This is a genomic window from Devosia sp. LC5 (assembly GCF_000735585.1).
GTDB lineage: Bacteria > Pseudomonadota > Alphaproteobacteria > Rhizobiales > Devosiaceae > Devosia.
In genome coordinates this window covers 1-25659 of the sequence record NZ_JNNO01000022.1, presented here as the reverse complement: position 1 = coordinate 25659, position 25659 = coordinate 1, and the positions used below count along the sequence as shown (strand labels likewise).

The 25659-nt window shown below is 62.6% G+C and carries 26 protein-coding genes; 14 read left to right on the top strand and 12 right to left on the bottom strand.

The genetic code is table 11. The features are described 5' to 3' along the window. The first annotated feature begins 1 nt into the window (after position 1). A complete protein-coding gene (locus tag FF80_RS12155) occupies positions 2–1081 on the top strand; it encodes an ABC transporter ATP-binding protein (RefSeq protein WP_035100740.1) in 1080 nt (359 codons plus the stop codon). On the opposite strand, the gene FF80_RS12150 is transcribed toward FF80_RS12155, so the two are convergent. Together FF80_RS12150 and FF80_RS21695 are read right to left on the bottom strand one after the other, a co-directional pair. After that, a complete protein-coding gene (locus tag FF80_RS12150) occupies positions 1078–2682 on the bottom strand; it encodes a metallophosphoesterase (RefSeq protein ID WP_035100737.1) in 1605 nt (534 codons plus the stop codon). The genes FF80_RS12155 and FF80_RS12150 overlap by 4 nt on opposite strands. Then, the gene (locus tag FF80_RS21695) at positions 2679–2918 is read right to left on the bottom strand and encodes a hypothetical protein (protein ID WP_152558365.1); all 240 of its coding nucleotides are present in this window, start codon (positions 2916–2918) and stop codon (positions 2679–2681) included. The genes FF80_RS12150 and FF80_RS21695 overlap by 4 nt, the downstream gene beginning before the upstream one ends. Here FF80_RS21695 and FF80_RS12145 point away from each other — a divergent pair. Genes FF80_RS12145 through FF80_RS12135 form a run of 3 tightly spaced genes read left to right on the top strand, consistent with a single transcriptional unit; the run spans position 2899 to position 5692 of the window. After that, positions 2899–3792: an SDR family oxidoreductase gene (locus tag FF80_RS12145; RefSeq protein ID WP_035100734.1), complete on the top strand. Its 894-nt coding sequence runs from the start codon at positions 2899–2901 to the stop codon at positions 3790–3792. The two genes, FF80_RS21695 and FF80_RS12145, sit on opposite strands and share 20 nt — an antisense overlap. 1 nt (position 3793) lies before the next feature. Further along, positions 3794–5440 carry an alpha-amylase family protein gene (locus FF80_RS12140; RefSeq protein WP_035100731.1) on the top strand — a complete coding sequence of 549 codons (1647 nt, stop codon included), beginning with the start codon at positions 3794–3796 and terminating at the stop codon, positions 5438–5440. A gap of 54 nt (positions 5441–5494) precedes the next feature. After that, positions 5495–5692, top strand: coding sequence for a hypothetical protein (locus tag FF80_RS12135; protein ID WP_035100728.1), 198 nt, complete (start codon positions 5495–5497; stop codon positions 5690–5692). 116 nt (positions 5693–5808) lie between these two features. Here FF80_RS12135 and FF80_RS12130 read toward each other — a convergent pair whose 3' ends face one another. Further along, a complete protein-coding gene (locus FF80_RS12130) occupies positions 5809–6147 on the bottom strand; it encodes a hypothetical protein (RefSeq protein ID WP_035100727.1) in 339 nt (112 codons plus the stop codon). Between the two features lie 13 nt (positions 6148–6160). Then, positions 6161–6484, bottom strand: coding sequence for a hypothetical protein (locus FF80_RS12125; RefSeq protein WP_035100724.1), 324 nt, complete (start codon positions 6482–6484; stop codon positions 6161–6163). A 151-nt stretch (positions 6485–6635) separates the two neighbouring features. Between FF80_RS12125 and FF80_RS21005 the strand changes: the two genes are divergently transcribed. Beyond that, complete coding sequence (locus FF80_RS21005) at positions 6636–7046, top strand: VOC family protein (RefSeq protein WP_052153458.1); 411 nt, start codon at positions 6636–6638, stop codon at positions 7044–7046. Between the two features lie 73 nt (positions 7047–7119). Further along, the gene (locus FF80_RS12115; protein WP_052153464.1) at positions 7120–7539 is read left to right on the top strand and encodes a low affinity iron permease family protein; all 420 of its coding nucleotides are present in this window, start codon (positions 7120–7122) and stop codon (positions 7537–7539) included. A 6-nt stretch (positions 7540–7545) separates the two neighbouring features. Here the strand turns inward: FF80_RS12115 and FF80_RS12110 are convergent, their stop codons facing one another. Further along, positions 7546–7842, bottom strand: coding sequence for a DUF2934 domain-containing protein (locus FF80_RS12110; protein WP_035100721.1), 297 nt, complete (start codon positions 7840–7842; stop codon positions 7546–7548). 380 nt (positions 7843–8222) lie between these two features. Here FF80_RS12110 and FF80_RS12105 point away from each other — a divergent pair, with 380 nt between their 5' ends. The 5 genes from FF80_RS12105 (at position 8223) to FF80_RS12085 (ending at position 12657) form a co-directional block, all read left to right on the top strand. Continuing rightward, entirely contained in the window at positions 8223–9014 is a 792-nt protein-coding gene (locus tag FF80_RS12105) for a cytochrome c oxidase subunit II (RefSeq protein WP_035100719.1), read from the top strand. A gap of 72 nt (positions 9015–9086) precedes the next feature. Continuing rightward, a complete protein-coding gene (locus FF80_RS12100) occupies positions 9087–10856 on the top strand; it encodes a cbb3-type cytochrome c oxidase subunit I (protein ID WP_035100718.1) in 1770 nt (589 codons plus the stop codon). Next, positions 10853–11572: a cytochrome c oxidase subunit 3 gene (locus FF80_RS12095; protein ID WP_035100716.1), complete on the top strand. Its 720-nt coding sequence runs from the start codon at positions 10853–10855 to the stop codon at positions 11570–11572. The genes FF80_RS12100 and FF80_RS12095 overlap by 4 nt, the downstream gene beginning before the upstream one ends. Next, positions 11569–12291, top strand: coding sequence for a heme-copper oxidase subunit III family protein (locus tag FF80_RS12090; protein ID WP_035100715.1), 723 nt, complete (start codon positions 11569–11571; stop codon positions 12289–12291). The genes FF80_RS12095 and FF80_RS12090 overlap by 4 nt, the downstream gene beginning before the upstream one ends. A gap of 6 nt (positions 12292–12297) precedes the next feature. After that, positions 12298–12657, top strand: coding sequence for a cytochrome C oxidase subunit IV family protein (locus FF80_RS12085; RefSeq protein ID WP_035100712.1), 360 nt, complete (start codon positions 12298–12300; stop codon positions 12655–12657). 1 nt (position 12658) lies between these two features. Here the strand turns inward: FF80_RS12085 and FF80_RS12080 are convergent, their stop codons facing one another. Next, positions 12659–13249 carry a TetR/AcrR family transcriptional regulator gene (locus FF80_RS12080; RefSeq protein WP_035100753.1) on the bottom strand — a complete coding sequence of 197 codons (591 nt, stop codon included), beginning with the start codon at positions 13247–13249 and terminating at the stop codon, positions 12659–12661. 127 nt (positions 13250–13376) lie between these two features. Between FF80_RS12080 and FF80_RS12075 the strand changes: the two genes are divergently transcribed. The 3 genes from FF80_RS12075 to FF80_RS12065 all read left to right on the top strand — a co-directional run bounded on the left by FF80_RS12075 (position 13377) and on the right by FF80_RS12065 (position 16977). Then, the gene (locus FF80_RS12075; protein WP_035100709.1) at positions 13377–14591 is read left to right on the top strand and encodes an MFS transporter; all 1215 of its coding nucleotides are present in this window, start codon (positions 13377–13379) and stop codon (positions 14589–14591) included. A gap of 142 nt (positions 14592–14733) precedes the next feature. Continuing rightward, complete coding sequence (locus tag FF80_RS12070) at positions 14734–15723, top strand: AraC family transcriptional regulator (RefSeq protein ID WP_035100707.1); 990 nt, start codon at positions 14734–14736, stop codon at positions 15721–15723. Between the two features lie 60 nt (positions 15724–15783). Continuing rightward, positions 15784–16977 (top strand): MFS transporter, encoded by a 1194-nt coding sequence (locus FF80_RS12065; RefSeq protein WP_035100704.1) that lies wholly within the window; start codon positions 15784–15786, stop codon positions 16975–16977. A gap of 47 nt (positions 16978–17024) precedes the next feature. Here FF80_RS12065 and FF80_RS12060 read toward each other — a convergent pair whose 3' ends face one another. The 6 genes from FF80_RS12060 to ftsH all read right to left on the bottom strand — a co-directional run bounded on the left by FF80_RS12060 (position 17025) and on the right by ftsH (position 25464). Next, positions 17025–18941: a beta-L-arabinofuranosidase domain-containing protein gene (locus tag FF80_RS12060; protein WP_035100701.1), complete on the bottom strand. Its 1917-nt coding sequence runs from the start codon at positions 18939–18941 to the stop codon at positions 17025–17027. A gap of 67 nt (positions 18942–19008) precedes the next feature. Next, positions 19009–20010 (bottom strand): LacI family DNA-binding transcriptional regulator, encoded by a 1002-nt coding sequence (locus tag FF80_RS12055; protein WP_052153457.1) that lies wholly within the window; start codon positions 20008–20010, stop codon positions 19009–19011. Positions 20011–20099: 89 nt separating this feature from the next. Beyond that, positions 20100–21077: a D-erythronate dehydrogenase gene (gene denD / locus FF80_RS12050; RefSeq protein ID WP_035100699.1), complete on the bottom strand. Its 978-nt coding sequence runs from the start codon at positions 21075–21077 to the stop codon at positions 20100–20102. A 103-nt stretch (positions 21078–21180) separates the two neighbouring features. Then, positions 21181–21912 carry an outer membrane beta-barrel protein gene (locus FF80_RS12045; RefSeq protein WP_035100696.1) on the bottom strand — a complete coding sequence of 244 codons (732 nt, stop codon included), beginning with the start codon at positions 21910–21912 and terminating at the stop codon, positions 21181–21183. 144 nt (positions 21913–22056) lie between these two features. After that, the gene (gene glmM, locus FF80_RS12040; protein ID WP_035100693.1) at positions 22057–23400 is read right to left on the bottom strand and encodes a phosphoglucosamine mutase; all 1344 of its coding nucleotides are present in this window, start codon (positions 23398–23400) and stop codon (positions 22057–22059) included. 132 nt (positions 23401–23532) lie between these two features. Beyond that, positions 23533–25464: an ATP-dependent zinc metalloprotease FtsH gene (gene ftsH, locus FF80_RS12035; RefSeq protein ID WP_035100691.1), complete on the bottom strand. Its 1932-nt coding sequence runs from the start codon at positions 25462–25464 to the stop codon at positions 23533–23535. Positions 25465–25659 lie beyond the last annotated feature (195 nt).

The window sequence follows — 25659 nt, the reverse complement described above, 5'->3', positions numbered from 1 at the left end:
CATGCCCGTTCCCGTCTCCCTGCGTTCCGTCGCTATCGGCTATGGCAGCACCGCCGTGGTCAAGGATTTCGATCTCGAGATCGCCGCAGGCGAATTCCTCGTGCTGCTGGGCCCCTCGGGCTGTGGCAAATCCACCCTGCTCAATGCCATTGCGGGCTTGTCCGATCTTTCGGATGGTGAAATCTGGATTGGCGAGCGCAATGTCACCTGGGCCGACCCCAAGGATCGGGGCATCGGCATGGTGTTCCAGTCCTATGCGCTCTACCCCAATATGAATGTCGAAAAGAACCTCAGCTTCGGCCTGCAGGTCGCCGGCATGGCCAAGGACGAAATTGCCCGCCGGGTCAAGCGCACGGCGGCAATCCTGCAACTCGAGCCCTATCTTCAGCGCCGCCCGGCCGCGCTGTCCGGCGGCCAGCGCCAGCGCGTGGCGATCGGGCGGGCTTTGGTGCGGGATGTCGATATATTCCTCTTTGACGAACCGCTCTCCAATCTCGACGCCAAATTGCGCACCGAGCTGCGCGTCGAAATCAAGAAACTGCACCAGGAATTGGGGAGCACGATGATCTACGTGACCCATGACCAGGTGGAGGCCATGACCTTGGCGGATCGTATCGCCATCATGCGCGATGGCGTTATCCAGCAATTGGCCAGCCCGCGCGAAATCTACCACCGCCCCGCCAATCTGTTCGTTGCCGGCTTCATCGGCTCGCCGGCCATGAATCTGGTCTCGGGTGCGCTGGTGCCCAAGGCGGGCAAGACGTTCTTTCGCTCCGAACTTGGTACATTCGAGCTGCCACAGTCTGCGCCGCAGTCCGCCGAGGAACGCGCCGTCATTGCCGGGTTGCGGCCCGAACAGATCGTGCTCGGCACGGCTTCGGGCCTGCCGGGTTTTGCCGCCAAGGTCAGCGTGATCGAGGCCATGGGTCCCGACACGATCCTGTGGTGCGAGGCCGAGAGCGGCGTTTTCAGCCTGCGCATGCCGGGCGATTTTGCTGGCGCGGTAGGCGACAGCGTGACGCTGGGGCTCGACCTCGCCAATGCGTCCTATTTTGACAGCGCCAGCGGCAAACGGCTTTAGTCCGGGGTCACCGCCCCGCTGGCAAGATCCACCTTGAAGCGCGTGGCCGGCAGGCCTGCCCCGTAGCGCATCATCATGCCGAAAAACCGGCCCAACTGCCGCTCGCTCGACTCTTCCGGCCAGCTGCGCGCGCCAAATAGCGCGGCCAGCTTTGCATAAGCCTCGAGCCGCGCTGCCCCGATCTCGCCCAATGCCAGATCGCTGGCCTTGCGCAGCTTGTACCAATCCACCACCGCCGTCATGAATGGCAATTTCGCCATGTCGGGCGCCAGCATCCCACCGGCCAGCCGGGCCACGGCACCAAGATTGACTCTTTCGACCATGCCGCGCAGGCTCTGTGGCCATTCGCGCGGCAGATAGCGGTCGCGCACCAGAAGATCGAGATGCCGGCCGATAAAGCCGAAGTGATCGGTGGCAGCGCGCAGGCCTTCATCATCATAGCCCGTTACCGCGCATTCGGCGGCATAGCGGGCAAAGCCCACATCATAGCCCGCCACATCGCGCAGCATCACCGTATCGACATGCAGTGTTTCGGCCGATAGCTCGCAGATCTTATAGGCCGGCGGGAACGCCACCGGCGCCGGCACCGCCATATTGAGTACATAGCCACGATCATCGGCGATGCGCGCCGTGTCATTGACGTGCCAATGCCCGCTGAAATGCAACTTCACCCCTGCCGCCAAAAACGCTTCCGACACGGCCGGCACCGGCATGCGGCGCGCGAACGTGGTCTTGCCCAGCAGGGCCAGTTCTTCGTCAATCGTGCTATCGAGCGGATCGACTACGGGATAGTGCGAAAACACCACCAATTGCTTGCCCAATTGCTGCGCCCGCGCGACCACATCGGCGGTCCAGGCCAGCAGATAGGGCTTGAACTCCAGCGCGGCATTCCAGCCCGCCTCCGAACAATCGGCAAACCCGTCGCCTTTGGGGCGATAGATATTGGCATCGAGCGAGAGCAGCCACAGGCCCGGCGCCGGCTCCACCAGATAGGAGGCGTCGACCATGTCCACACTCTGGCTGCCATCGTCCGAACGCACCGTATAAAGCCGGCTTGTCAGGGCATCATCGCTGCCGAAGGGGCTCTCCCAGTGAATATCCTGGGGGTGGCGCATGAAGCCGAGCCGGCCCAAAGCCGGCACGACGCGATCGTAACCGCCGGCAAGCATCGCCCCGGTCACCACGCGACCCGCAGCGTCAGCGTCACTTGCCTGCGCGTCGCTGGTCACCAGGTCATAGCGCCCATCGTCCCGCAGGATGCGCTTGGACTGGTGCCGCCCAGCCCGCGCAAACAGGTCGTGATTGCCCACCGTCATGAAAAAGCGCATGCCGAGCCTGGCCGTGTAGCCTTCGAGCAGGGTCAGGGCGCCGTCCACCGCATAGGCCTGCCCGTCATCGGTCAGGTCGCCCACGATGATGACTGTCTTGATACCCTGCGCAGCAATCTGGTCCAGCGCCGCACGGAATGCCGGCGCGCTTTCGTTGAAGACACGGGTGGATTCGGCGGTGTCGGCCAGGCTGCGCAGAAACAGCCGATCGCCCGTCCCGGTGAACGCCGCATCATGGAAATGCGGGTCGGCGATAACGGCAAAACGCGTCACGCTGGCTGGCCCTGTCCGGCTTCCGATGCCGGCCCGGCGGCTTCGATCTTTTGCTCCAGCGTGACGCTCATCTCACTCAACTCCAGGAAGAAGCGGTCATTGCACGCGCGTGCAAAATGGTCAATGCGCAAGCGGCGCAGAGGCCAAAACTCGTGGAAAATGGGGAACACTTGGGCCGTTGAGACATTGGTTCCGGAGTTTACAAGGAGGCCAGCAATGCCGGACCGCTTTACCATGCAGGATCCCCGTTACCAATATTCCGCCCCGCCCTTTCCCGCCCAGCCGCAATCGCCGCCAGGCATTGTGGGCAAGATGGAGCCGGCGCCGGATCATGGCGAAGACAGCTATGCCGGCTTCGGACGGCTATTGGGCCGCAAGGCGCTCATCACCGGCGGCGATTCGGGCATTGGGCGGGCAGCTGCCATTGCCTATGCCCGCGAGGGCGCCGATGTCGCCATCAATTTCCTGCCCGAGGAGATCGAGGACGCCAATGAGGTGATCGGCTATATCGAAAAGGCCGGCACCAAGGCCGTGGCCCTGCCCGGCGATATTTCCAATGAGCAAACCTGCAAATCCATCGTCGCCGATGCGGTGGAGCAATTGGGCGGGCTCGATATCCTGGTTATCAACGCCGCTCGCCAGCAGGCGCGGGAATCGGTCGGGGAGGTCACCTCGGCCGATTTCGACAAGACGCTGAAGACCAATCTTTATGCGCTGCACTGGCTGGCCAGGGCTGCGACGCCGCACCTGCCGCCAGGCGCGGCAGTGATCACCACGACCTCGATCCAGGCCTATGAACCATCGGCCCACCTGCTCGACTATGCCACGACCAAGGCGGGCATCGCGGCCTATACCAAGGCACTGGCCGAGCAGCTGATCGAAAAAGGCATCCGCGTCAATGCAGTGGCGCCCGGCCCGTTCTGGACAGTCTTGCAGCCCAGCGGCGGCCAATTCCCCGAAATGGTCAAAACCTTCGGCCAGAACAGCGCCTTTGGCCGGCCGGGGCAGCCGGTCGAATTGGCACCCATCTATGTCCTGCTCGCCTCCCAGGAAGCCAGCTTCATCACCGGCGAAGTCTTCGGGGTCACCGGCGGCAAAGGCATCGCCTAGCATGGCGCATGACGAACCCTGGTATCTGGATGCGGTTTTCTATGCCATCGACGTCAAGCGGTTTGCTGACGCCGATGGTGACGGCATCGGTGATTTTCCCGGGCTGACCAGCAAAATCCCCTATCTGTCAGACCTGGGCGTGACCTGTGTCTGGCTGCTGCCGTTCTTTGCTTCGCCCGGCCGGGACAATGGCTATGACGTCAGCGACTATTACCGTATCGACCCCCGGCTCGGCACAACGGCCGATTTCCTCGATTTCCTGCATGAAGCGGGCGAGCGCGGCATCCGCGTAATCATTGACCTCGTGGTCAATCACACCTCCGACGAACATCCCTGGTTCGAGGCCGCCCGGCGCGACGAGCGCTCCCGGTTCCGGGATTATTACGTCTGGAGCCGGGACGCCCCGCCCGTCAAACCCGATGATCAGTCGGTCTTTCCCGACGACGAGGCCACGATCTGGACCTATGACCAGGTGGCTCACGCTTTTTATTATCACAAGTTCTATCGCTTCCAGCCCGATCTCAATACCGGCAACCCGGCCGTGCTTGAAGCCATTGAACATGTCATGGATTATTGGATTTCGCTGGGTGTCGCCGGCTTCCGGCTCGACGCCATTCCCTTCGTCATCGGCCAGAACGGGCTATCCACGGCCGATCCTGACAATCCGGACGGCGTACTGCAGAGGTTCAACACCTATATGCAGGACCGGCGCCCCGGCGGCCTGCTGGTGGGCGAGGTCAATCTGCCGCCCGCCGAGACCGGGCGTTATTTCGGGCAGGGCGACCAGCTTGGCCTGCTCTTCAATTTCCTCTTGCCCTGCTATGTCTTTGCCGGGCTGGCCACCGAACAGGCCGCCCGCATTTCCGAGGCCCTGGACCTGCTGCCCGAGCCACCGCCCGATTGCGGCTGGGCCAATTTCCTGCGCAATCTGGACGAGCTGGATTTCTCGCAGGTGCCCGCCGGCGTCAGGGCCGAGGCCTTTGCCACCTTTGCCAAGGACCCCAAGGCCGTGGTGCATGACCGCGGCATCAGGCGGCGCATCGCCCCGATGCTGGACGGTAATCGCCAGCGGATCGCCATGGCCCTGAGCCTGACCTTGTCGCTGCCCGGCGCATCCGTGCTGGTCTATGGCGATGAAATCGGCATGGGCGATAACTTGTCTCAGCCCGACCGCCTTTCGGTCCGCTCGCCCATGCAATGGACCTCCGGCAAGAACGGCGGCTTTTCCAAGGCCGCGCCATCAAAGCTCATCCAGCCGGCGCTTGACCAGGGGCGCTTCGCCTATCGCCATGTCAATGTCGAACAGCAGGCCAAAGATCCCGCCTCCCTGCTTGGCCAGGTCAAGGCGCTGATCCGCGCCAAACGCCAGGTGAGCAAGCTGCTGCGCGGACGCGCCTTTCCGGTATCGAACGACAATCCGGCGGTGCATGTCCGTGCCGTCGGGGATGGCGTTAATCTGGTACTCGTTGCTCACAACCTGTCCGGCGAGCAGCAGGATATTACGCTCGGTCTGGGCGAACATTTCGCGGCTCAACTATCCGATCTGCTCGGCAGTGACACATTCGACATCCACGGCACATTGGCCTTGTCCCTGCCCCCCTATGGCTATCGCTGGCTGGAAGGCGCCAAGCGCAATTGGCCCGCTTAGGAAACCGCTGCCGCCAGGGCGCGTTAAGCTCAGGCAAGACGAGGAGGTGAAACCATGACCACCGACTTCAAGCTGCTGGCCAAGGTTCTGGTGGACCAGCATTACGCCGCCGGACCTGACCGGCTCAAAGAAGTGTTGGCCCAGGCGCTAGCGGATGCATCGGCTCCCGCACAGCCGGACGGCCAGCCGCGCGAGCGGCTGCTGGAAGAGGTTGCCGAGCTCGAAAAGACCTCCCAGCGCGGCTCCGAATAGGGCGGCCACGCCCCGGGTGCATGCGGCCACTGATCATATTGCAAGCGCAGAACGCTCCGCTGCGCCGGCGCGTCGCGTTGACCATGGCGCTCACGCCGCAGATATTGCTTGCGGGCTCAGGCATCGCGGCTGGCCTCGGTGGCGCGCGCCAGTTCGAACGCTTCATCCTCGCTCAACGCCATGCCGGCTGGCTGCAACTCACCCCATTCGGGGCGCCACAAATCATCGCTTTGCAGCGTCACCACGATTTCGGCAAAGCCATGCAAATCCACGGCGGCCCGCGCCGCGTTGAACGCTTCGGGTACGGAGTGGTAGGTCGCTTCGCCAGCCTTCACGCCGCCCCGCAATGGCCACCGCACGGTCGCCAGAATTGCGCCCTCTGCATTGCGTTCGATGCCGATGGTGACGGCATCGGGGGCTTCTGCCCCCTTGGCTATTTGACGGAAGCATTTCATTTCCCGCGCTCCGCTAGTTCGCCTCCTCGGACGCCGCGAAGCCGCCTTCATCGCACATCGTCAGGGTCAGGGTTTCGATGTCGATCGCTCCGGACTGCGCGCCAGGGTCAGCGGTCACCGGATCGGTAGCCGGTGCTTCTGTCATCGTGGTTTCCGGTGTTTGCGTTCCCGTAGTGCCCTGTTGATAGCGCAACTCGTCGCAGCGCTCCTGGATGGCGTCAACCTGTTCGGCCGGCACCGCCTGCCCGCCGATGACATGCTCCTGCGCCATGGCCGCGGGGGAAAGACCCAGACAGGCGGCAAGGGCAATGGACGCAAAAGTGCGATGGATGGGCATGATATGTCTCCTCATCGTTGATCAGGACCAACGCATTACCCGGCCCGGATGTTGCGCGGAAACTGCGGGGCTGCCCCACGCGGATGCAACCTTCCCCGCGCCAGCGCCGTTGGCCTCCCTACAAAACTTCGTGCGGAACGGAGAATTCCCGATGGCCATCGCCCATCGTATTTCGACCAATCTTCTGACCCGGGACATTGCCGCCAGCACCGAATTCTATCGGGCGCTCTGCGGCTTCCGGCAGGTGCATACCCAAACCTGGTACGTAGTGCTGGCCACCCAGCCGGACAGCCCCTTTCAACTGGGCCTCATCGACTGGGTCAGTGAATTCGTCCCCCGTGCCGCACGGGGCGTGGCCCAGGGTTCGTATCTGGAAATCGTCGTCGATGATGTCTCCGCCGCCATCGATGCGATCCGTCCCTTCGAGGTGGAAATCATCGAGGAGCCCATGACCTTCGGCGAACAGGTTCGCGCCGTGATCCGTGATCTGGACGGCCACGTGATCGACCTGACCACGCCGCATGCTCGCTACGTCATTCCGCCGCGCAAGGCGGTGGGCTAGCCCCGACCAGGGATCGATTTGTCGCTCGCCAGCGTTGTTGCGGCACATTGTTGCTCGCGATCAGGGTGAAGCAGTGTCGCAAAAGAACATCTTTACGCGTTTTTCCAGTGGTGTTTCCCACGCCGCCGGCAAGCCTCTCGCCTTCGGCACCGCGCTGCTGGGCGTGGTCGTCTGGGCCGTGTCGGGACCGTTCTTCGGCTTTTCCGAAACCTGGCAATTGGTCGTCAACACCAGCACCACGATTGTCACCTTCCTGATGGTCTTTGTGCTGCAGAACACGCAGAACCGGGATAGCGAGGCCCTGCACGCCAAGCTGGACGATCTCATCCTGACCAGCAAAACGGCAAGGAACGACTTCATCGGCGCTGAACGGCTCAGCGAGCACGAAATCAAGCAATTGCACCAGGATGTCGAACGGGCGGCAAACGGTGCGCCAGATGACAACAATCAGCCCGAGAGTGATCTCCGCACCACCGTCTCGCCGGCGCCTTAAGCGGCGCTACTTGCGCACGGCATCGTCATTGTCCAGCGGCTGCTCCAGCCGCTTGCCGCGCGGGTTGTTCACCGGCCGTCCCAGATCATCGATATTGTCGTCCGCCGGCCGCTCGCCACCATCCAGCCCTCGCCGCAGCAAGGCGTCGGCATGGCGCTGGCGCAGGCATTTATCGAGCGCTGCGAACCAGTATTCTTTCTCGCGCCCGAACGGGCGGCCATCATTCTCCCAGAGAAAATAGGCCGTATCCCGCACTGCCGCCTCGAAATCCTTGTCCACCCAGGGGTCGTTGTCGTCAGCCATTCTGAAATCCTCCGGTTGAGCGGTGAACCCTCTGCAGGAGCAATGCCTGGGAGCCGGATTTAGTTCAGCCTGTGCAAGTCATGATGGTGCCCATGCAACGCGCGTGAAGCCAAATCGGGTGCTGCGGCAGCACGTTGACATTTTATCAAGTCAATGACAGCCTTCCCCTCGAGTGAGCCGCACCGCGCTAAGCGATGCTCCTCACTGTCTAGCGTCGTGTCTGTTCCTGCATTGAGGTCACCGGAGGGGGTGATGCAAGGAGCGTGGCCATGCCAGTGACCAAAGTGCGAAATTACGGCCGTCCAGGTCCGCTTGTTTACGGCGGATGCTTGCTCGCCGTTGCACCGCGATCTCTCCCGCCGGATGGAAGGTGAGGGATCATGTTCGTTGCTGTCATTATGGTGGTTATCGTCGTCGCGTCGGTGGCGTTCCATGTCTTCAGCCCATGGTGGTTTTCGCCGCTGGCCTCGAACTGGGGCTATATCGACGGCACGATGGTGCTGACCTTTGCCATTACCGGCGCGGTTTTTGCCGCCGTGGTGCTGTTCGTGGCCTATTGCCTCTATCGCTTCCGCCATCAGGAAGGCCGCAAGGCCAGCTACGAGCCCGAGAACAAGCGGCTCGAAGGCTGGCTGACCGCCCTCACCGCCGGCGGCGTCATCGCCATGCTGACCCCGGGCCTGTTCGTGTGGGCGCAATATGTCGAAGTGCCCGACACCGCCACCGATATCGAAGTGATCGGCCAGCAATGGCTGTGGAGCTTCCGCCTGCCCGGCGAGGACGGCAAGCTGGGCGCTGCCGATAATCGCCTGATCGGAGGCGATAACACGCTGGGGGTAAGCCCCAATGACCCGCTGGGGCAGGATGATCTGCTGATCGAGGGGGGCGAGCTCATCCTGCCGGTCGACAAGCCGGTCCGCTTCCTGCTGCGCTCGGTCGATGTGCTGCACGATTTCTACGTGCCCGAATTCCGCGCCAAGATGGACATGATCCCCGGCTCTGTGACCTATTTCTGGGTCACCCCGACCAAGACCGGCACCTACGAAATCCTATGCGCCGAACTCTGCGGCGTCGGGCATTCCTATATGCGCGGCACCGTCACCGTGGTCACCGACGAAGAATACCAGGAATGGCTGACGTCGCAGTCGACATTTGCCAGCCTATCCTCCTGAATCAAAAGGGGGCTGAAGCGCCAGGCCGCATGAGACGGCCGCACTTCAAAGAGGAGAGTTGAGGAGGAATTTATGGCCGACATCCCCCATGACGCGAGCGCCACTGTGCCGCCCGCCGAACTCGAGGAGATGGAACTTTACCACGCCCATAGCTGGTGGACGAAATACGTCTTTTCCCAGGATGCCAAGGTCATTGCGGTGCAGTATGCGGTGACCGCTTTGGTTATCGGCTTTGTGGCGCTGGTGCTGTCCTGGCTGATCCGCCTGCAACTGGGTTTCCCCGGTCTGGTCGAATTCATCGATGCCGACCGCTATTACCAGATCATCACCATGCACGGCATGATCATGGTCGTGTATCTACTGACCGCGCTGTTCCTGGGCGGCTTTGGCAATTACCTCATCCCGCTCATGGTGGGCGCCCGGGACATGGTGTTCCCCTATGCCAATATGCTCAGCTTCTGGCTCTATTTCGTCGCCGTCATGCTGCTGGTGATCAGCTTTTTCGTGCCGGGCGGGCCGACCGGTGCCGGCTGGACGCTCTATCCGCCGCAAGCGATCCTCTCCAATACACCGGGCCAGCAATGGGGCATCATGCTCATGCTGGTGTCGCTGATCGTCTTCATCATCGGCTTTACCATGGGTGGCCTCAACTACACTGTCACCGTGCTGCAGGCGCGGGCCCGCGGCATGACGCTGATGCGCCTGCCCCTCACCATCTGGGGCATTTTCGTCGCCACCGTCATGGCGCTGCTGGCCTTCCCGGCTCTGTTCGTCGCCGCGGTCATGATGCTGTTCGACAAATATCTGGGCACCAGCTTTTTCATGCCCACACTGATCGAAATGGGCGAGCAGCTCAGCTATGGCGGGGGCAGCCCGATCCTGTTCCAGCATCTGTTCTGGTTCTTCGGCCACCCCGAAGTCTATATCGTCGCCCTGCCCGCCTTCGGCATCGTCTCGGACCTGATCAGCACCCATGCCCGGCGCAACATCTTTGGCTACCGCATGATGGTCTGGGCCATTGTCGGCATCGGCGTGCTCAGCTTCGTGGTCTGGGCGCACCATATGTATGTCAGCGGCATGAACCCCTATTTCGGGTTCTTCTTTGCCACCACGACGCTGATCATCGCGGTGCCGACGGCCATCAAGGTCTACAATTGGGTGCTGACGCTGTGGCAGGGCGATATTCATTTCAATCCGCCCATGCTGTTCGCCCTGGGTTTCATCGTCACCTTCGTCAATGGGGGCCTGTCCGGCCTGTTCCTGGGCAATGTGGTGGTCGACGTGCCGCTCTCGGACACCATGTTCGTGGTCGCCCATTTCCACATGGTTATGGGGGTGGCGCCGATCCTGGTGATCTTTGGCGCCATCTATCACTGGTATCCCAAGGTCACTGGCCGCATGCTGGGCGACGCCATGGCCAAGTTCCATTTCTGGGTCACGTTCCTGGGCGCCTATCTCATTTTCTTCCCCATGCATTATCTGGGCCTGATGGGGCTGCCGCGCCGCTATTTCGAGACCGAAGGCATTATGATCATGCCCGAGTCAGGGCACAGCCTGAACGCCTTCATCTCGATCATGGCCTTCATCGTCGGCTTTGCGCAGCTGGTCTTCGTGTTCAACCTGATCTGGAGCCTGCGCCACGGCAGGCCATCGGGGCCCAATCCCTGGCGGGCCACGACGCTGGAATGGCAGACGCCCACCACCCCGCCCCCGCATGGCAATTGGGGTGATCACCTGCCCAATGTCTATCGCTGGGCCTATGACTACAGCGTCCCTGGTGCCAAGGAGGATTTCATCCCCCAGAACGAGCCTGGCTCGGTGACCAAGGGAGACCCGGCATGAGCGCCATTCTGGGTTTCATCGCCATCCTCACCCTTATCGTGGGCTGGTTCCTGTCGCGCCAGGGACTGGCCACCAAGCCTTGGCTCGAAGTCGATTCCGCCGGTGGTCTGGCCACGCCAAACCCTAGCCCTTATGCTCCGGCGCAAGTTGGCCTGGGGGTGTTCCTGGCCGTGGTCGGCTCGCTCTTTGCCCTGTTGATCACCGGCTATCTGTTGCGCTCGGAAGGGTTGGACTGGCGGGACATGCCGCTGCCCTGGATCGTCTGGCCCAATACGCTGGCGCTCGTCGGCACCGGAATTGCGCTGGAATGGGCGCTACGGGCGGCCAATCGGGATGACAGGGGCGCGGTGCGAACTGGTGTACTGGTGGCGAGTGGGTGTGCGCTGCTGTTTCTAGTCGGCCAGTTCGCCGCCTGGCGCATGCTGGCGGCCAGCGGTAATTTCGTCAATTCGGGGCCGGCCGACAGCTTTTTCTATCTGATGACGGCGGCGCATGGGCTGCACGTCATTGGCGGCATGTTTGCCTTGGCCGGCACGTTCGAACGCATCCGGCGCAATGAGCGGGCCGAACGGATCAAGCTGAGCGTCGAGCTCTCCACCACCTATTGGCTGTTCATGCTGCTGATCTGGGCGCTGCTGCTGGCGGTTCTTTCGGGCTCGGCCGGTGAATTCCTGGCCTTTTGCGGCCAGATCCTGTCCCAAGGGGGAATGCCATGAGCGATCCTGCAGTGACACCATCCCGCGAGCCCACCGCGCGGCTACCCGGCTGGCGCGGCATCGCCGCCGACTGGTCCTCAGACCAGCGCTCGTTCAAGACGGCTTCCTGGGGCAAGGTGATGATGTGGGTGTTCCTGCTCAGCGACACCTTCATCTTCGGCTGTTTCCTGCTCTCCTATATGACGGCGCGCATGTCCACGACCGTGACGTGGCCCAATGCCAGCGAGGTCTTCTCGCTGGAAATTGCCGGCCACCACATGCCGCTCCTGCTCATCGCCATCATGACCTTCGTGCTGATCACCTCGAGCGGCACCATGGCCATGGCGGTCAATTACGGCTATCGCCGCGACCGCAAGAAGACCGCCATTCTCATGCTGCTGACCGCCGCCTTCGGCGCCATGTTCGTGGGCATGCAGGCCTTTGAATGGAGCAAGCTGATTTCCGAAGGCGTGCGCCCCTGGGAGAACCCGTTCGGCGCCCAGCAATTCGGCGCCATCTTCTTCATGATCACCGGGTTTCACGGCACTCACGTCACCATCGGCGTCATTTTCCTGCTGATCGTCGCCCGCAAGGTCTGGCGCGGCGATTTCGATACCGGCCGCCCCGGCTTCTTCACCGCCCGCAAGGGCCGCTACGAGATCGTTGAAATCACGGGCCTATACTGGCATTTCGTCGATCTGGTCTGGGTCTTCATTTTCGCTTTCTTTTACCTGTGGTGATTGAGAATGAGTCATTCAGCGACCGCCTCCGCAACGCCCGCCCCGAGCCATGACGAGAGCCAGCAACATCCCATCCGGCTCTATCTGGTGGTCTGGACCTGGCTCTTCATTCTCAGCGTCGGCTCGTACATGGTCGATATATTGCAGTTCCAGGGCCTGCTGCGCTGGGGCCTGATCATCGCGCTGATGCTGCTCAAGGCCGGGCTGATCGTCTCGATCTTCATGCATATGCGCTGGGAACGCCTGGCGCTGAGCTACGCCATCCTGGTGCCGCCGGTACTCATCCTGGTCTTCGTGGCGCTGATGGCGCTTGAGGCCAATTATACCCAACTGACGCGGGTGTTGTTCCTCAATAGCGGCACGTAGTTCACGGCCGCAACAAGCCCTCGATCAATTGGCGATAGGCCTCGGTCGCGCGTTTGGAGATCGTCACCGGGTCCTCGGCATTGGCGATCCATTGCGCCGCGTAGCATGACGCGCCGGTGACCATGCGGGCGGTCGCTTCGGTATCGATGTCGCGGATCACCCCGTCTGCCAGCAGGGCATCAAGGCTCGCCTTCATCGTCATGATGCAGCCATTGGCGCTGGGCCAGGACGCCGGATCGCCCAGCACGGCGGGCCCATCGCGCAGCAGAATGCGCCCAATCTCGGGCTCCAGCGCCATTTCGATATAACCGATCCCCTCCTCGACAAAGCTCTCCCACCGGCTTGGCGCTGCGGCGGCGCGCGCCTTCAGCCGTTCGTTCATTTCCCCGTCGATCTGGTTTACGACAGCCTCGAACAGCCCCTTTTTGTCACCGAAATGGTGATAGAGCGCCCCGCGCGTCAACCCCGCCGCCGCGGTGAAATCATCCATCGAGGCCTCGGCATAGCCCAGCGTGGCAAAGGCTTGCCGGCCCGCGGCAATCAACTTGGCGCGGGTTTCGACGATCATCTCGCTGCGGGTTCTGCGGGTCATAGCCATACCTATTCACATACGCGCCGAATGTCAATTGACATAGGTTTCGTATGCGACTACCTAATTGTCATACGCCACGTATGTGAAACCTGCTGTGGCACTTCATTAATGTCGAGGACGTTTCCAAATGTCGAACCCCTATGCAGAGATATTCAAAGCCCGCGGGGCCAAGGCATTCGCCAGCGCCGGCTTTTTCGCCCGCATGCCCATCGCCATGGCGCCCATCGGCATTGTCGCCATGCTGTCCCAGACCCATGGCGAATATTGGCTTGCCGGCGCCGTCTCGGCGACCTACGCGCTGACCAATGCCCTGCTCGCGCCTCAGATTTCGCGCGTGGTCGACCGGCTCGGCCAGGCCCGGGTGCTGGCGCCCACCACCATCATTGCGGTCATCGCCTTTGCCGTGTTGACCCTCGCCGCCAACCAGGGCTGGCCGGCCTGGACGCTCTTTGCCGCAGCGCTTGGTGCCTCGGTCATGCCCAGCTTTCCCGCCATGCTGCGCGCCCGCTGGAGCGAATTGTTCCGCGACCGGCCCGAACTGAACACCGCCTTTGCCTTTGAATCTGCCGCCGACGAACTGGTCTATATTGCCGGCGCCTCGCTCTCGGTGGGGCTCAGCGTCGCCCTGTTCCCCGAAGCGGGCCTCGTGGTCAGCACGCTGTTGCTCGCCTTGGGCGGTCTTGCCTTCATCGTGCAACGCTCCACCCAGCCCAGAACGCGCAGCAGTGCCGAAACCTCCGGCGCCTCCGCCATCTGGCAGCGACCTGTGCAGATCATCACCCTGGCCCTGATTTTCGTCGGCGCCATCTTCGCCACCGCCGAAGTCAGTGTCGTTGCCATCACCGAGGCGTGGGGCCAGCCCGGTGCGGCCAGCCTCGTCATCGGTGTCTATGCCGTGGGCTCCTTCGTCGTCGGGTTGATCATCGGCGCCCTCAACCTCAAAATGCCACTGGAACGGCAATTGGCCATCGCACTCTCCGTGCTGGCCATCACCGCCGTGCCATTGCTCTTCGTGCAGTCCGTGCCGCTCCTGGCCTTGGCGATCTTTGCCAGCGGCGTGGCCATCTCGCCCACCTTCATCACCGCCTTCGGGCTGGTGGAGCGCCGCGTTCCTGCCGCCATCCTCACCGAGGGCATCACCTGGGTGGTGACCGGCATCGGTATCGGCATGGCGCTGGGCGCCTTCGTCACCGGCTGGGTGGTCGATACCTACGGCCCCACCAACGGCTTCTGGGTCTCGGTCATCGCCGCCATGCTCGCTCTCGCCACTATCCTGCTGGGCCAAAAGACACTGGCGGGCGATGCCGATTGCCCGGACGCCCACCCGCAAGCTGCGGAATAGCCAAGCCACCGGGTCATTCCCACTTTCGCGGGAATGACCCGGCGGGTGAAGCAAATATTACTGCACCAGACAATCCCAACGCATACCTGCCTTCAAAAACTCACCCTTGCTCCGCAGGACGATCAATGCCTAATCTACCTTCATGCTTGATCATCCGTCCGCACCAAGTCTGTCTCCCAGTGTCCCCATGGACGCGTTGAGCGAGGTCCTGCAGGATTTCCGCCTCAGCGGGGTCAATTATGGCCGCTGTGAATTGCGCCATCCTTGGGGCATCACCTTTTCCGAACAGCCCCTGCTCCGCTTCCATTTCGTCAGCAAGGGCCCTTGCTGGCTGCATACCAAGGAGCATGGCTGGGAGGAGTTGCGCGATGGCGACCTCGTGCTGCTGCCCCAGGGCATTGCGCATCGCCTCGCCAGCGCGCCCGACGTACCCTGCACCTCGATCAAGACCTGCCAGGTCAAGACCTTTGGCGGCAATGTCTGCGAGGTTTTGCATGAGGGGACCGGAGAAACCAGCACGCTGTTTTGCGGTTCGATGGCGCTGGGCGCCCGTGCGATCCATCCGCTGCTCAATTTGATGCCCACCGTCATTCGCGGCTGCGATGTCGCCGCCAAGGATCCGCTGGTCGCGCCCCTGCTCGCGGCGATGACGGCCGAAGCCGGCCAGCCGCGTATGGGCGGGGCCACCATTCTGTCGCGCATGGCCGACCTGCTCACCGCCCGCCTGATCCGCTGCTGGGTCGATTGCACCAGTTCGTCCACCACCGGCTGGCTCGCGGCTATCCGCGACGTGCATGTGGGCCGGGCGCTGGCCGCCATGCATCGCGACCCCGGCCGCAGCTGGACGGTGGAGAGCCTGGCCGCTGTCGCCGGGCAATCGCGCTCGGTGTTTGCCGAACGTTTCAGTGCGCTGGTGGGCGAAGGCGCCGCCCATTATCTGACGCGCTGGCGCATGCAACTGGGCCAGGAATGGCTTGGCCAAGGCGGCCTGACGGTTGCCGAAGTCGCCATCCGGCTGGGTTATGAATCGGAAGCCTCGTTTGCCCGCGCCTTCAAGCGCACCACTGGCGCCTCGCCCGGCGCGGTCCGGCGGGAGATTTCCAGACAAACGGACATGGAATTCGGATTTTAGGACACATATCGTCCGGATCGCCTCGTCTATGAAGTTCCTCCAAATTCTGGAGACTCTTCTATGACAGACACAACTATTCCACTGGACGGCGACGCCTCCGCGCCAAGCCGCTGGAGCACCAGCACCTGGCTGGCCGTCGTTTCCATGGCCGCCGCCACCTTTGCGCTGGTATCGGCCGAATTCCTGCCCGCGGGCCTGTTGACCCCCATGGCTGCCGACCTGGGCATCAGCGAAGGCACGGCCGGACAGGTGGTCACCGCCACAGCCAGCGTCGGCGCCGTTGCGGCACTCTTTGCCAATTCCGCCATCGGCAAGCTCAACCGCAAGACGGTGCTGGTCGGGCTCAGTGCCCTGGCCATCGCCTCCAATATCCTGGCCGCCATGGCCACCGATTTCTGGCTTCTGCTGCTGGGCCGGGCAGGGCTGGGCATTGCGCTGAGTGGCTTCTGGTCGCTTTCGGCTTCCGTGGTCGCCCGGCTGGTCGGCGTCAATTCGCTGGGCCGGGGCATGTCCATCATCTTTGTCGGGGTATCGCTAGCCACCATTGCCGCTCCGTCCATCGGCGCCCTGCTCAGTGACTGGATCGGCTGGCGCACGGCCATGGCTGCAACGGCCGGCGCGGCCGCCATCGCCATGCTGCTGCAATTGGTCAGCTTGCCCAGCCTGCCGGCCGGCGAAGGCACACGTCTTGGAGACGTGTTCCGCCTGATGGGCCGCCGGGGTGTCCAACTGGGCATGCTCGCCGTGCTGCTGCTGGTCACCGGCCATTTCGCCGGCTTTGTCTATGTGCGCCCCTTCCTCGAACAGGTGACCCAATTGCCGGCCACCGCCGTCGCCTGGGCGCTGCTCGGCTACGGCGTCGCCAGCGTCATCGGCAATATTGCCGGGGGCCGCATGGCCGATACCAATATCCGCGCAGCCCTGGCCACCACCGGCACGACACTGGGCATTGCCGCCCTGGCCCTTGTGCTCTGGGGCAGCCATACCGGCGCGGCTTTCGGTTTCGTCGCACTTTGGGGCTTTGCCTTCGGCACCGCGCCAATCGTGTTGCAGACCAATCTGTCGCGCGCTGCACTGGATGCGCTGGAGGCCTCGGGAAGCCTCATGGTGGTCTGCTTCCAGCTTGCCATCGCCATGGGTGCGGTAGTCGGCGGCTATATCGTCGATGGTCTGTCGGTTGCCGGTCCCCTCACCTTGGCTGCGATTCTGTCGGCGCTGACCCTGGTGCTGGCCGTGCTGCAGCCGCGCAGCTAGACATCGCCTGCGGCCGGCAGCATTCCGCTGCCGGCCTCGATGCAGATTCAACCGCGCTGCGCCCGCAACCAGACCAGCATGTCGCCCGGCGCCCGATTGTCCCACAGATGGTAGGGCACCAATCGGGCGGTATCAGCCACCGTGTCGGGCGTTTGCTCGGTATAGAGCTCGTCGCTGGCAATCACTTCGCGCAGCACTGGCAGATCGATGGCGATGGCCTGGTTGAGATCGGGAATGACCGCCGTTTCCGAGCGGCCGAGGCCGTCACCCAGCAGGATCGAATTGAGCCCCACCGGGTTGTCGGTGCCTTCCAGGCAATAGACCAGCGGGCCGCGCATCACCGCAACGCGGCCGGCATCCTGCCGCACCTTGCCATTGGCCCGCAGCGCACGCGGCACCAACGGTAGGTTCAGTGCAACAACATCACCGGGATTCCACAGCCGCTCGATTCGCGCATAGCCCTTTTCGGCGCTGGCGCCGGGATCAACGCTCTCCCCGTTGACGGCCAATGTCGCGCCCTTGGCCCAGGCCGGAATGCGCAGCGAGAGGGTAAACTGCACCGGCTGGTCGACACCGATGGTGAGGCCAATGGCGCCATCCCAGGGATATTGGGTCTGCTGGCTCAGCGTGACCTTGGCGCCATTGCCCAGTTCCAGGCGAGCTGTGCTTTCGCCGTAGAGATGCACCGCCACTTCGTCCTTGGCCACGCCATACATATAGGAGCCGATCGAGGCGACGAGCCGCGCGATATTGGGCGGGCAGCAGGGGCAGGTATGCCAGGTCCAGCGATGATGCTTGCCGGTGCTTTCGAGCGGATTTTCATAAAAGAACGTCTTGCCGTCGCGCGACAGGCCGGCAATGGCGCCATTATAAAGTGCCTGTTCCATGATATCGGCATAGCGCCGGTCGGGGCCGCGCCCCAGCATGCGATTGGCCCAGAACACCAGGCCCACCGAGGCACAGGTCTCGGCATAGGCGGTGTCATTGGGCAGGTCGTAATAGTCGGTGAAGCCTTCATTGGAAGCCGCCGGGCCGATGCCGCCAGTGACATACATCTGCTTGCCGGTCAGATCGTCCCACAGGATTTCGAGCGCGTCGGTGAGGCTGTCGTCGTTATATTCGGTCGCGATATCGGCCATGCCCGAATAGAGATACATGGCACGCACGGCGTGGCCGACCACCTTTTTCTGCTCGCGCACCGGCAGATGGGACTGGTTATAGCCCAGCGTGTCATGTTGGGCGCTTTTGGTGTTGCGGCCCTCGCGAATGGCTTCCTCGATGAAGAAATTAGGCGACTGGCCGCGCTCGTCGATGAAGAATTTGGCCAGGTCCATATATTTCTGCTCGCCGGTGACACGAGCCAGCCGCACCAGCGCCAGCTCGATTTCCTCGTGACCGCAATAGCCGGGGACCTGGCCCGGCCCCTTGCCGAAGCGGGCCACCAGATGGTCGGCCATGCGGCACATGATATCGAGGAATTTGCGCTTGCCGGTCGCCTGGTAATAGGCGACGGCGCCCTCGATCATGTGGCCGGCGCAATAGAGCTCATGGAAATCGCGCAGATTGGTCCATTTCCATTCCGGTTTGATGCGCTGGAAGAAGGAATTGAGATAGCCATCCGGCTCCTGCAGCTTCTCATAGAGATCGATAATGGCGTCGGCCCGCGCTTCAAGCTCCGGATTGGGCTTGCGATAGAGCGAATAGGCGATGGTCTCGATGGATTTGCCCAGGTCGCTATCCCAGAACATCTGCGCCGAACCGAGCCAGCCGATGAACGGGATGACCACGCCCGGACTGGGCACGCCGATATCGATCTGTTCGAGCATGCGAGCTTCGACGCACCGGTCCAGTAGGGTGGCGGCCGTGTGGTCGCACACTGCATCCTGCCAATCGCCCCAGAAGCCGGAGACGTCGACGCTGGGCACGGGCAGCGGGCGGAATTGACGATCTTGGATAGCAGACATTTTGCACTTTCCGATGAGTTGGATCGATGGATGGGCCGGCCAACGGCCCCTGCATGGGGGGGGTGCCTCAACCTGACTGGCGCAGCACCAATTGGCAGGGCAGGCGCCGGATTCCGGGCGCGACCTCCTTGCCCTCGGCCAGCGCCAGAACGGTCAGCCCGGCCTCCCGGCCAAGCTCCCGCAGGTTCATGTCGACGCTGGTAAGGGGCGGCCGGGTTGCCGCCGCGACGATTTCCCAATTGTCGAAACCAACGACGGAAACATCATCGGGCACGGTGACGTCCCGCTCACGCAGGGCATCAACCACGCCGCGGGCAATCTGGTCATTGCCGCAAAAGATGCCGTCGGGCGGAGTGCCTGCGCCGTCCCAAAGCCGGGCCACGGCCTCGTGCCCCCAGGCTTCGCTCCATAGGCCATGATGGATTTCGGCCTGTTCGCCGACCACGGCCCGATAGGCCTGCCCCCGCACCTGCACCGAGGCGAAACTCTCCGGTCCGGTAATGTGGACGATGCGGCGGCAGCCCCGGTTGACCAGCCATTGCACCGCCTCTCGCGAACCCTGTTCGTCGTCGGATATGAAGGTCACGCTATCGTCCGGGCCCTCGGTAAAGGCGTAGACGACCGGCACCGACAGATTGCTCAGATCCACCGGCAGGCGCCGATCGACGCGGCGGCCCGAGGCGATGATGCCGTCGACCTGCTTGTCCAAAAGCGCATCGACATGCACCTTGGCCAGCGCCGCATCATCCTCGATGGTGCAGAGAAAGACCGAAACGCCCCGGTCGACCAGGGCTTCGGAAACCCCGGCCATCAGGGGCAGCGTGAAGCGGCCATAGGTGTCGTTGGTCAATAGGCCAATGGTGAAGCTGCGCTTTCCGAGCAGACCCCGCGCCATGGCATTGGGCCGGAAGCCGAGCTGGGCCGCGACCTGCTTGACCCGCTCGCGGGTTTCCTCAGTCATGCGGCCGGTATCGTTCAGCGCCCGGGAAGCTGTCGCAACGCTGACGCCCGCGGCGGCGGCTACGTCATAAATTCGCGTGCGCTCGATAGTTTTGGCCGGCTCCGCCACGTTATACCCGCTTGAGAAAACGTTTGCTCACATTGAGCAAACGTTTTCTCACTCCAATTGTCAGCCGTCAATCAGCAAATACAGCCAATTCAGGGCTGAGCCGGCGGCAACTCGTCTTCGATGTGAATGCGGATGATCTCGTCAAAGCTGGTCTCGGCGCGAAAGCCCAGCGCCAATGCACGTTGGGCATCAAAGGCCTGCGGCCAGCCGGCGACGATTTTGGCAATGACCTCGTCAGGCTGGCGGCGGATCAATTGGGCTGCCGCCGAACCGGCGACGCGCTGCAGCGCCGCGATCTGGTCGGCCACGGTCACCGACAGGCCCGGCATGGTCAGATTGCGCCGCTGCCCCAGGGGCGCCGTATCCACCTGCGCCGCATGCAGCAGGAAACCGACCGCCGCCCGCGGGCTGGCAAACCAATGGCGCACACTGTCATCGACCGGCAGGATCGCTTCCATGCCCGCCAGTGGCTCCCGGATAATCCCCGAGAAAAAACCGGAGGCCGCCTTGTTGGGCTTGCCGGGCCGGACGGCGATGGTGGGCAGGCGAATGCCTACCCCGTCGAGAAAGCCACGACGGGAATAATCGGCCAGCAGCAGTTCGCAAATCGCCTTCTGCGTGCCGTAGCTGGTGAGCGGTGTATGGTCCTGATCGTCCCCGATCACTGCCGGAAGCGGCTCGCCGAAAATCGCGATAGAGGAGGTAAACACCACGCGCGGGCGATAGGGCTGGCCACTGAGCCGGATGGCTTCGAACAGATACCGCGTGCCATCGAGATTGATGCGGTAGCCTTTCTCAAAATCAGCCTCCGCCTCGCCCGACACGATGGCCGCCAGGTGAAAGATCAGATCAGGCCGATCCTGGAGCAGGATAGCAGCGCTACCCAGCTCGGACAGATCGGTGGCCATGGTGCTGATCGGCAGAGACGCAGCCGGCTTTTCCGGCACGACGATATCGGCCAGCATGAGGCTTTCGATCGCCTGACCACCCACCTGCCCCGCCGCCGGCAGCGCCGCCGTCAGCTTGCGGCCCACCATCCCCGCCGCCCCGATCACCAAAACCTTCATGCCGTCCTCCTGCTGGCCGCATGGTAGGGGCGATTCTGGCGCAGAGGACAAAAAATCGGCACCCAAAGGCGCCGATTTAACTTATGCCGATGCGAAGGACCACTTAGTTGAAGCGGTAGCGTAGCGTGCCGCGCACTTCATGGGCCCAGACATTGGCAACGCTATAGGGCAGCAACGGCTCATCATTCTCGACGGAGTTGATATAGAGCGCACGGTAGCCGATATCGGCAACGACCTGACCGAAGTCGTAGCCGACGCCGACCATGCCGGCAGCGGCAAAGCTGGTATTGTGGCCACGCGTGTCGGGCAGGCCCGGGCCGTGGCTGATCACATCGTTGAACGCCACACCGGCGCCCGCGCCGACATAGCCGAAAGCGCCGCCGGCAGCGCCATAGCCGCCATCGCCCAGACCGAAATCATAATAGGCGTTAGCCAACAGGATGGTGGAGCGCAGTTCCAGCTTGTGCTGGCCATTGGCGATGTTGGCCGAGCCGGAAACGGTGGTCGACAGCTCATCGTTGGCGAGATAATCGGCGGTCACGTCAAAGCGCAGGCCGGTGCCGGTTTCATAGCCGACGCCCGCGCCGACCGAGTAGCCGAAGCCCCAATCGTCGGTGGCGAATACCGTGTCCGGGATGCCACTGGGATGACTGACTTCCTTGGCCCATAGCCCATTTCCTGCCGCGCTGCCGCGCAGGTAGAAAGCGCCCTGGACACCGTAATCCACGTCCGGAACGTCGATGACCGGCGGATAGTAAGGCATATCCGCGGCCAGTGCCGGGGCAGCCACAACAGCGGCTCCAGCCACCATGACCGCAGCGATGAGCTTGTTCATGAAATTCGTCCTTAGGTTGCCACGACATCAGTCGATTGTTGGCAAATATCGGACAACTTTCTTAAAACCCGATTAACCTAAAGTTTTAACCGTAACAGCAGTAGAGGCCGAGGCGACGACAATTGTCGAATGGCCGCTCCAAAGTCAGGCGACCTGCAGGATGGCGGCTTCTACCTGCCCGACAACGGTCGATACCAGAGCGGCGTCGTCGGCCTCGCCCATGACGCGGATCACCGGCTCGGTGCCCGAGGCGCGGACGACCAGGCGCCCCCCTTTGCCCAGCATGGCCTGGCCATCGGCGATGGCCTGGATGACCTGCTTGTGCTCCAGCGGCTTGCCCGACTTGAACTTGACGCTGCGCAGCAGCTGCGGGACTTTTTCGAAGCGCGCGCAGATTTCCGAGATAGAGCGCTCCTGCTGCTTGAGCACGGCCAGCAATTGCAACGCGGCGACGAGGCCGTCCCCCGTCGTGGTGAAATCGGACAGGATGATGTGGCCCGATTGCTCGCCGCCCACATTGAAGCCCTTGGCGCGCATGGCCTCGAGTACGTAGCGATCGCCCACTTGGGTGCGCTCCAGCGTCAGGCCCAGCGAGAGCAGATAGCGCTCGAGACCCAGATTGGACATGATGGTCGCGACGATCCCGCCGCCCACCAGCATTTCGCGCTCCATCCAGCTTTGGGCGATCACCGCCATGAACTGGTCGCCATCGACCACATTGCCCTTTTCATCGATGATGATGACCCGGTCGGCATCGCCATCCAGCGCAATGCCGATATCGGCACGCATTTCGCGCACCTTGGCCGCCACCGCTTCAGGCGCGGTGGAGCCAACCTTGTGATTGATATTGTAGCCATCGGGCGTAACCCCGATGGTGATGACCTCTGCGCCCAGTTCCCACAGCGCCATGGGAGCGACTTTGTAGGCCGCGCCATTGGCGCAATCGAGTACGACGCGCAGCCCGGTCAGATCGATATTGCGCGGCAGGGTGCGCTTGGCATATTCGACGTAACGGGTGCGGGCTTCCTCATCGCGATAGGCGCGGCCGATATTCATGCCATGCGCCAGAAGGCTCGTGGTGCTGGAATCGATCAGCCGCTCGATTTCCAGCTCCAGCTCGTCACTGAGCTTGTAGCCATCAGGGCGGAACAGCTTGATGCCGTTATCGTCATAAGGATTGTGCGAGGCCGAGATCATGACGCCCAAATCCGCGCGCAGCGAACGGGTCAGCATGGCGACGGCGGGTGTGGGCATCGGCCCCAGGAAATAGACATCCATGCCCACGGCGGTAAAGCCGGCGCCCAGCGCACTTTCGAGCATATAGCCGGAGCGCCTGGTATCCTTGCCGATCACCACGCGATTGCGATGCTCGCCGCGCACGAACATGGTGCCGGCGGCCATGCCGACCTTCATCGCCAGTTCGGGAGTCAGTTTGGCGCCATTGGCGAGGCCGCGAATACCGTCCGTGCCGAAATACTTTCTGACCATGATCTGCCCTCGCGCTCGTATCGAGCGGTAATTCTATCGTTCAACCGTTAAGAGCGCTTTGCGACGGAATAACGGTGAAGATTAAATGCAGAAAGGCCGCCCCGCGGCGACCTTTCCAATTTTCTGCCTGACCTAGCTGCCCGGCTGCGGCTCAAGACCCGTCTCGGGCGGTGCATCGGGGCGCTTCTTGCCCGACTTGCCGGCCGATGGCACACCCGTCGCCTTGGGCGTAGAGGGGCTATTGTCATCCGGACGAACCGGCTGCTTGCCTTCCATCAGCGCCCGCAGTTCATCGCCGGTCAGCGTCTCATATTCGAGCAGCGCCTGGGCGATCGCCTCCCACTCGTCGTGGTAAGTGGTCAGGATTTCCTTGGCCGAAGCCTCGCCATCCTCGATCAGCTTGCGCACTTCCTGGTCGATGATGCGTGCAGTATCGTCGCTCATATTGGTCGACTGCGTCACCGAGTGACCCAGGAACACTTCCTGGTCGCTCGACTTGTAGCGGACGCGGCCGAGCTTTTCGCTCATGCCCCATTCCATGACCATGGAGCGGGCGAGACTCGTTGCCATCTGGATATCGCCGGAGGCGCCAGACGTGACCTTCTCCGGACCGAACTTGATGATCTCGGCCTCGCGGCCACCGAACAGCATGGTGAGGCGAGCCAGGGCCTTTTCGCGGGAGAACGAATAGCTGTCGCTCTCGGGCAAGGTCATCACCATGCCCAAAGCGCGGCCGCGCGGAATGATCGTCGCCTTGTGGATGGGGTCGATACCCGCAACCTTGAGCGCGATAATGGCGTGGCCGGCCTCGTGATAGGCGGTCAGCTTCTTCTCGTCTTCCGACATGGCCATGGTGCGGCGTTCGGCGCCCATCATGATCTTGTCCTTGGCGTCTTCGAATTCGGCATGGGTGACGAAGCGCTTGTTGCGCCGCGCCGCCATCAGCGCCGCCTCGTTGACCAGGTTCATCAGGTCAGCACCCGAGAAACCGGGGGTTCCACGGGCCAGAACCTTCAGGTCCACATCGGGCGCCAGCGGCACTTTGCGGACGTGCACCTTGAGCACCTTTTCGCGGCCCGACACGTCGGGATTGGGCACCACGACCTGGCGGTCGAAACGGCCCGGACGCAGCAAAGCGGGGTCCAGCACATCAGGGCGGTTGGTGGCGGCGATCAGGATGATGCCTTCATTGGCTTCAAAGCCATCCATCTCGACCAGCAACTGGTTGAGGGTCTGTTCGCGTTCGTCGTTACCGCCGCCAAGCCCGGCGCCACGCTGGCGGCCGACGGCATCGATTTCGTCGATGAAGATGATGCAGGGTGCATTCTTCTTGGCCTGTTCGAACATGTCGCGAACGCGGGACGCGCCGACACCGACGAACATTTCAACGAAGTCAGAACCCGAAATGGTGAAGAAGGGCACATTGGCTTCGCCAGCGACCGAACGGGCCAGCAGCGTCTTACCGGTACCCGGAGGGCCCACCAGCAGCACGCCGCGCGGGATACGGCCACCCAGGCGCTGGAACTTGCCCGGATCGCGCAGGAATTCAACGATTTCCTCGAGATCCTGCTTGGCTTCATCCACGCCGGCCACGTCCTCGAACGTCACCTTGCCGTGGGTTTCGGTCAAGAGCTTGGCGCGCGACTTGCCAAAGCCCATCGCGCCGCCACGGCCGCCGCCCTGCATCTGCCGTATGAAGAAGAACCACACGCCGATGATGACGATGAAGGGCAGCCAGGAGGAGAGCAGGATCGACCAGAACGGGCTCGATTCGGGGGCGCGGGCAGTGATCGACACGCCCTTGTCTTCGAGGCGGTTGATCACGTCGGCGCCGTCGGGCAGCACGGTTTCAAAGCGCGCACCGTCATTGAGCACGCCCGACACCACATTATTGGTGATGGTGACGGACTGCACGCGCCCTGCTTCCACATCAGTGACGAACTGGCTGTAGCTCTTGTCGGAGACCGAAATCGAGCGGGTCGACGACTGGAAGACCTGGAACAGGCCCATCAGCATGAAGAGTATGACTAGCCAGATGGCGAAGTTGCGGAAGTTTCCGTTCATCAATCCTGTCCCGGAGAAGCCGGCCCAAATGCAGCAGCCAGCAGTAAGGCCGAATGTATGTCCGGCATTGGGGCGTTACAAGGGCAAGACCTGCGGCCCTTTGGGCGCTCCGTCCAGTCATAATGTCGCGATTGGGTTAATACGCAATGGCGAAGCGGAAGGTTCCACGGGGATTATCGCCGCTTTCTCCGCCTG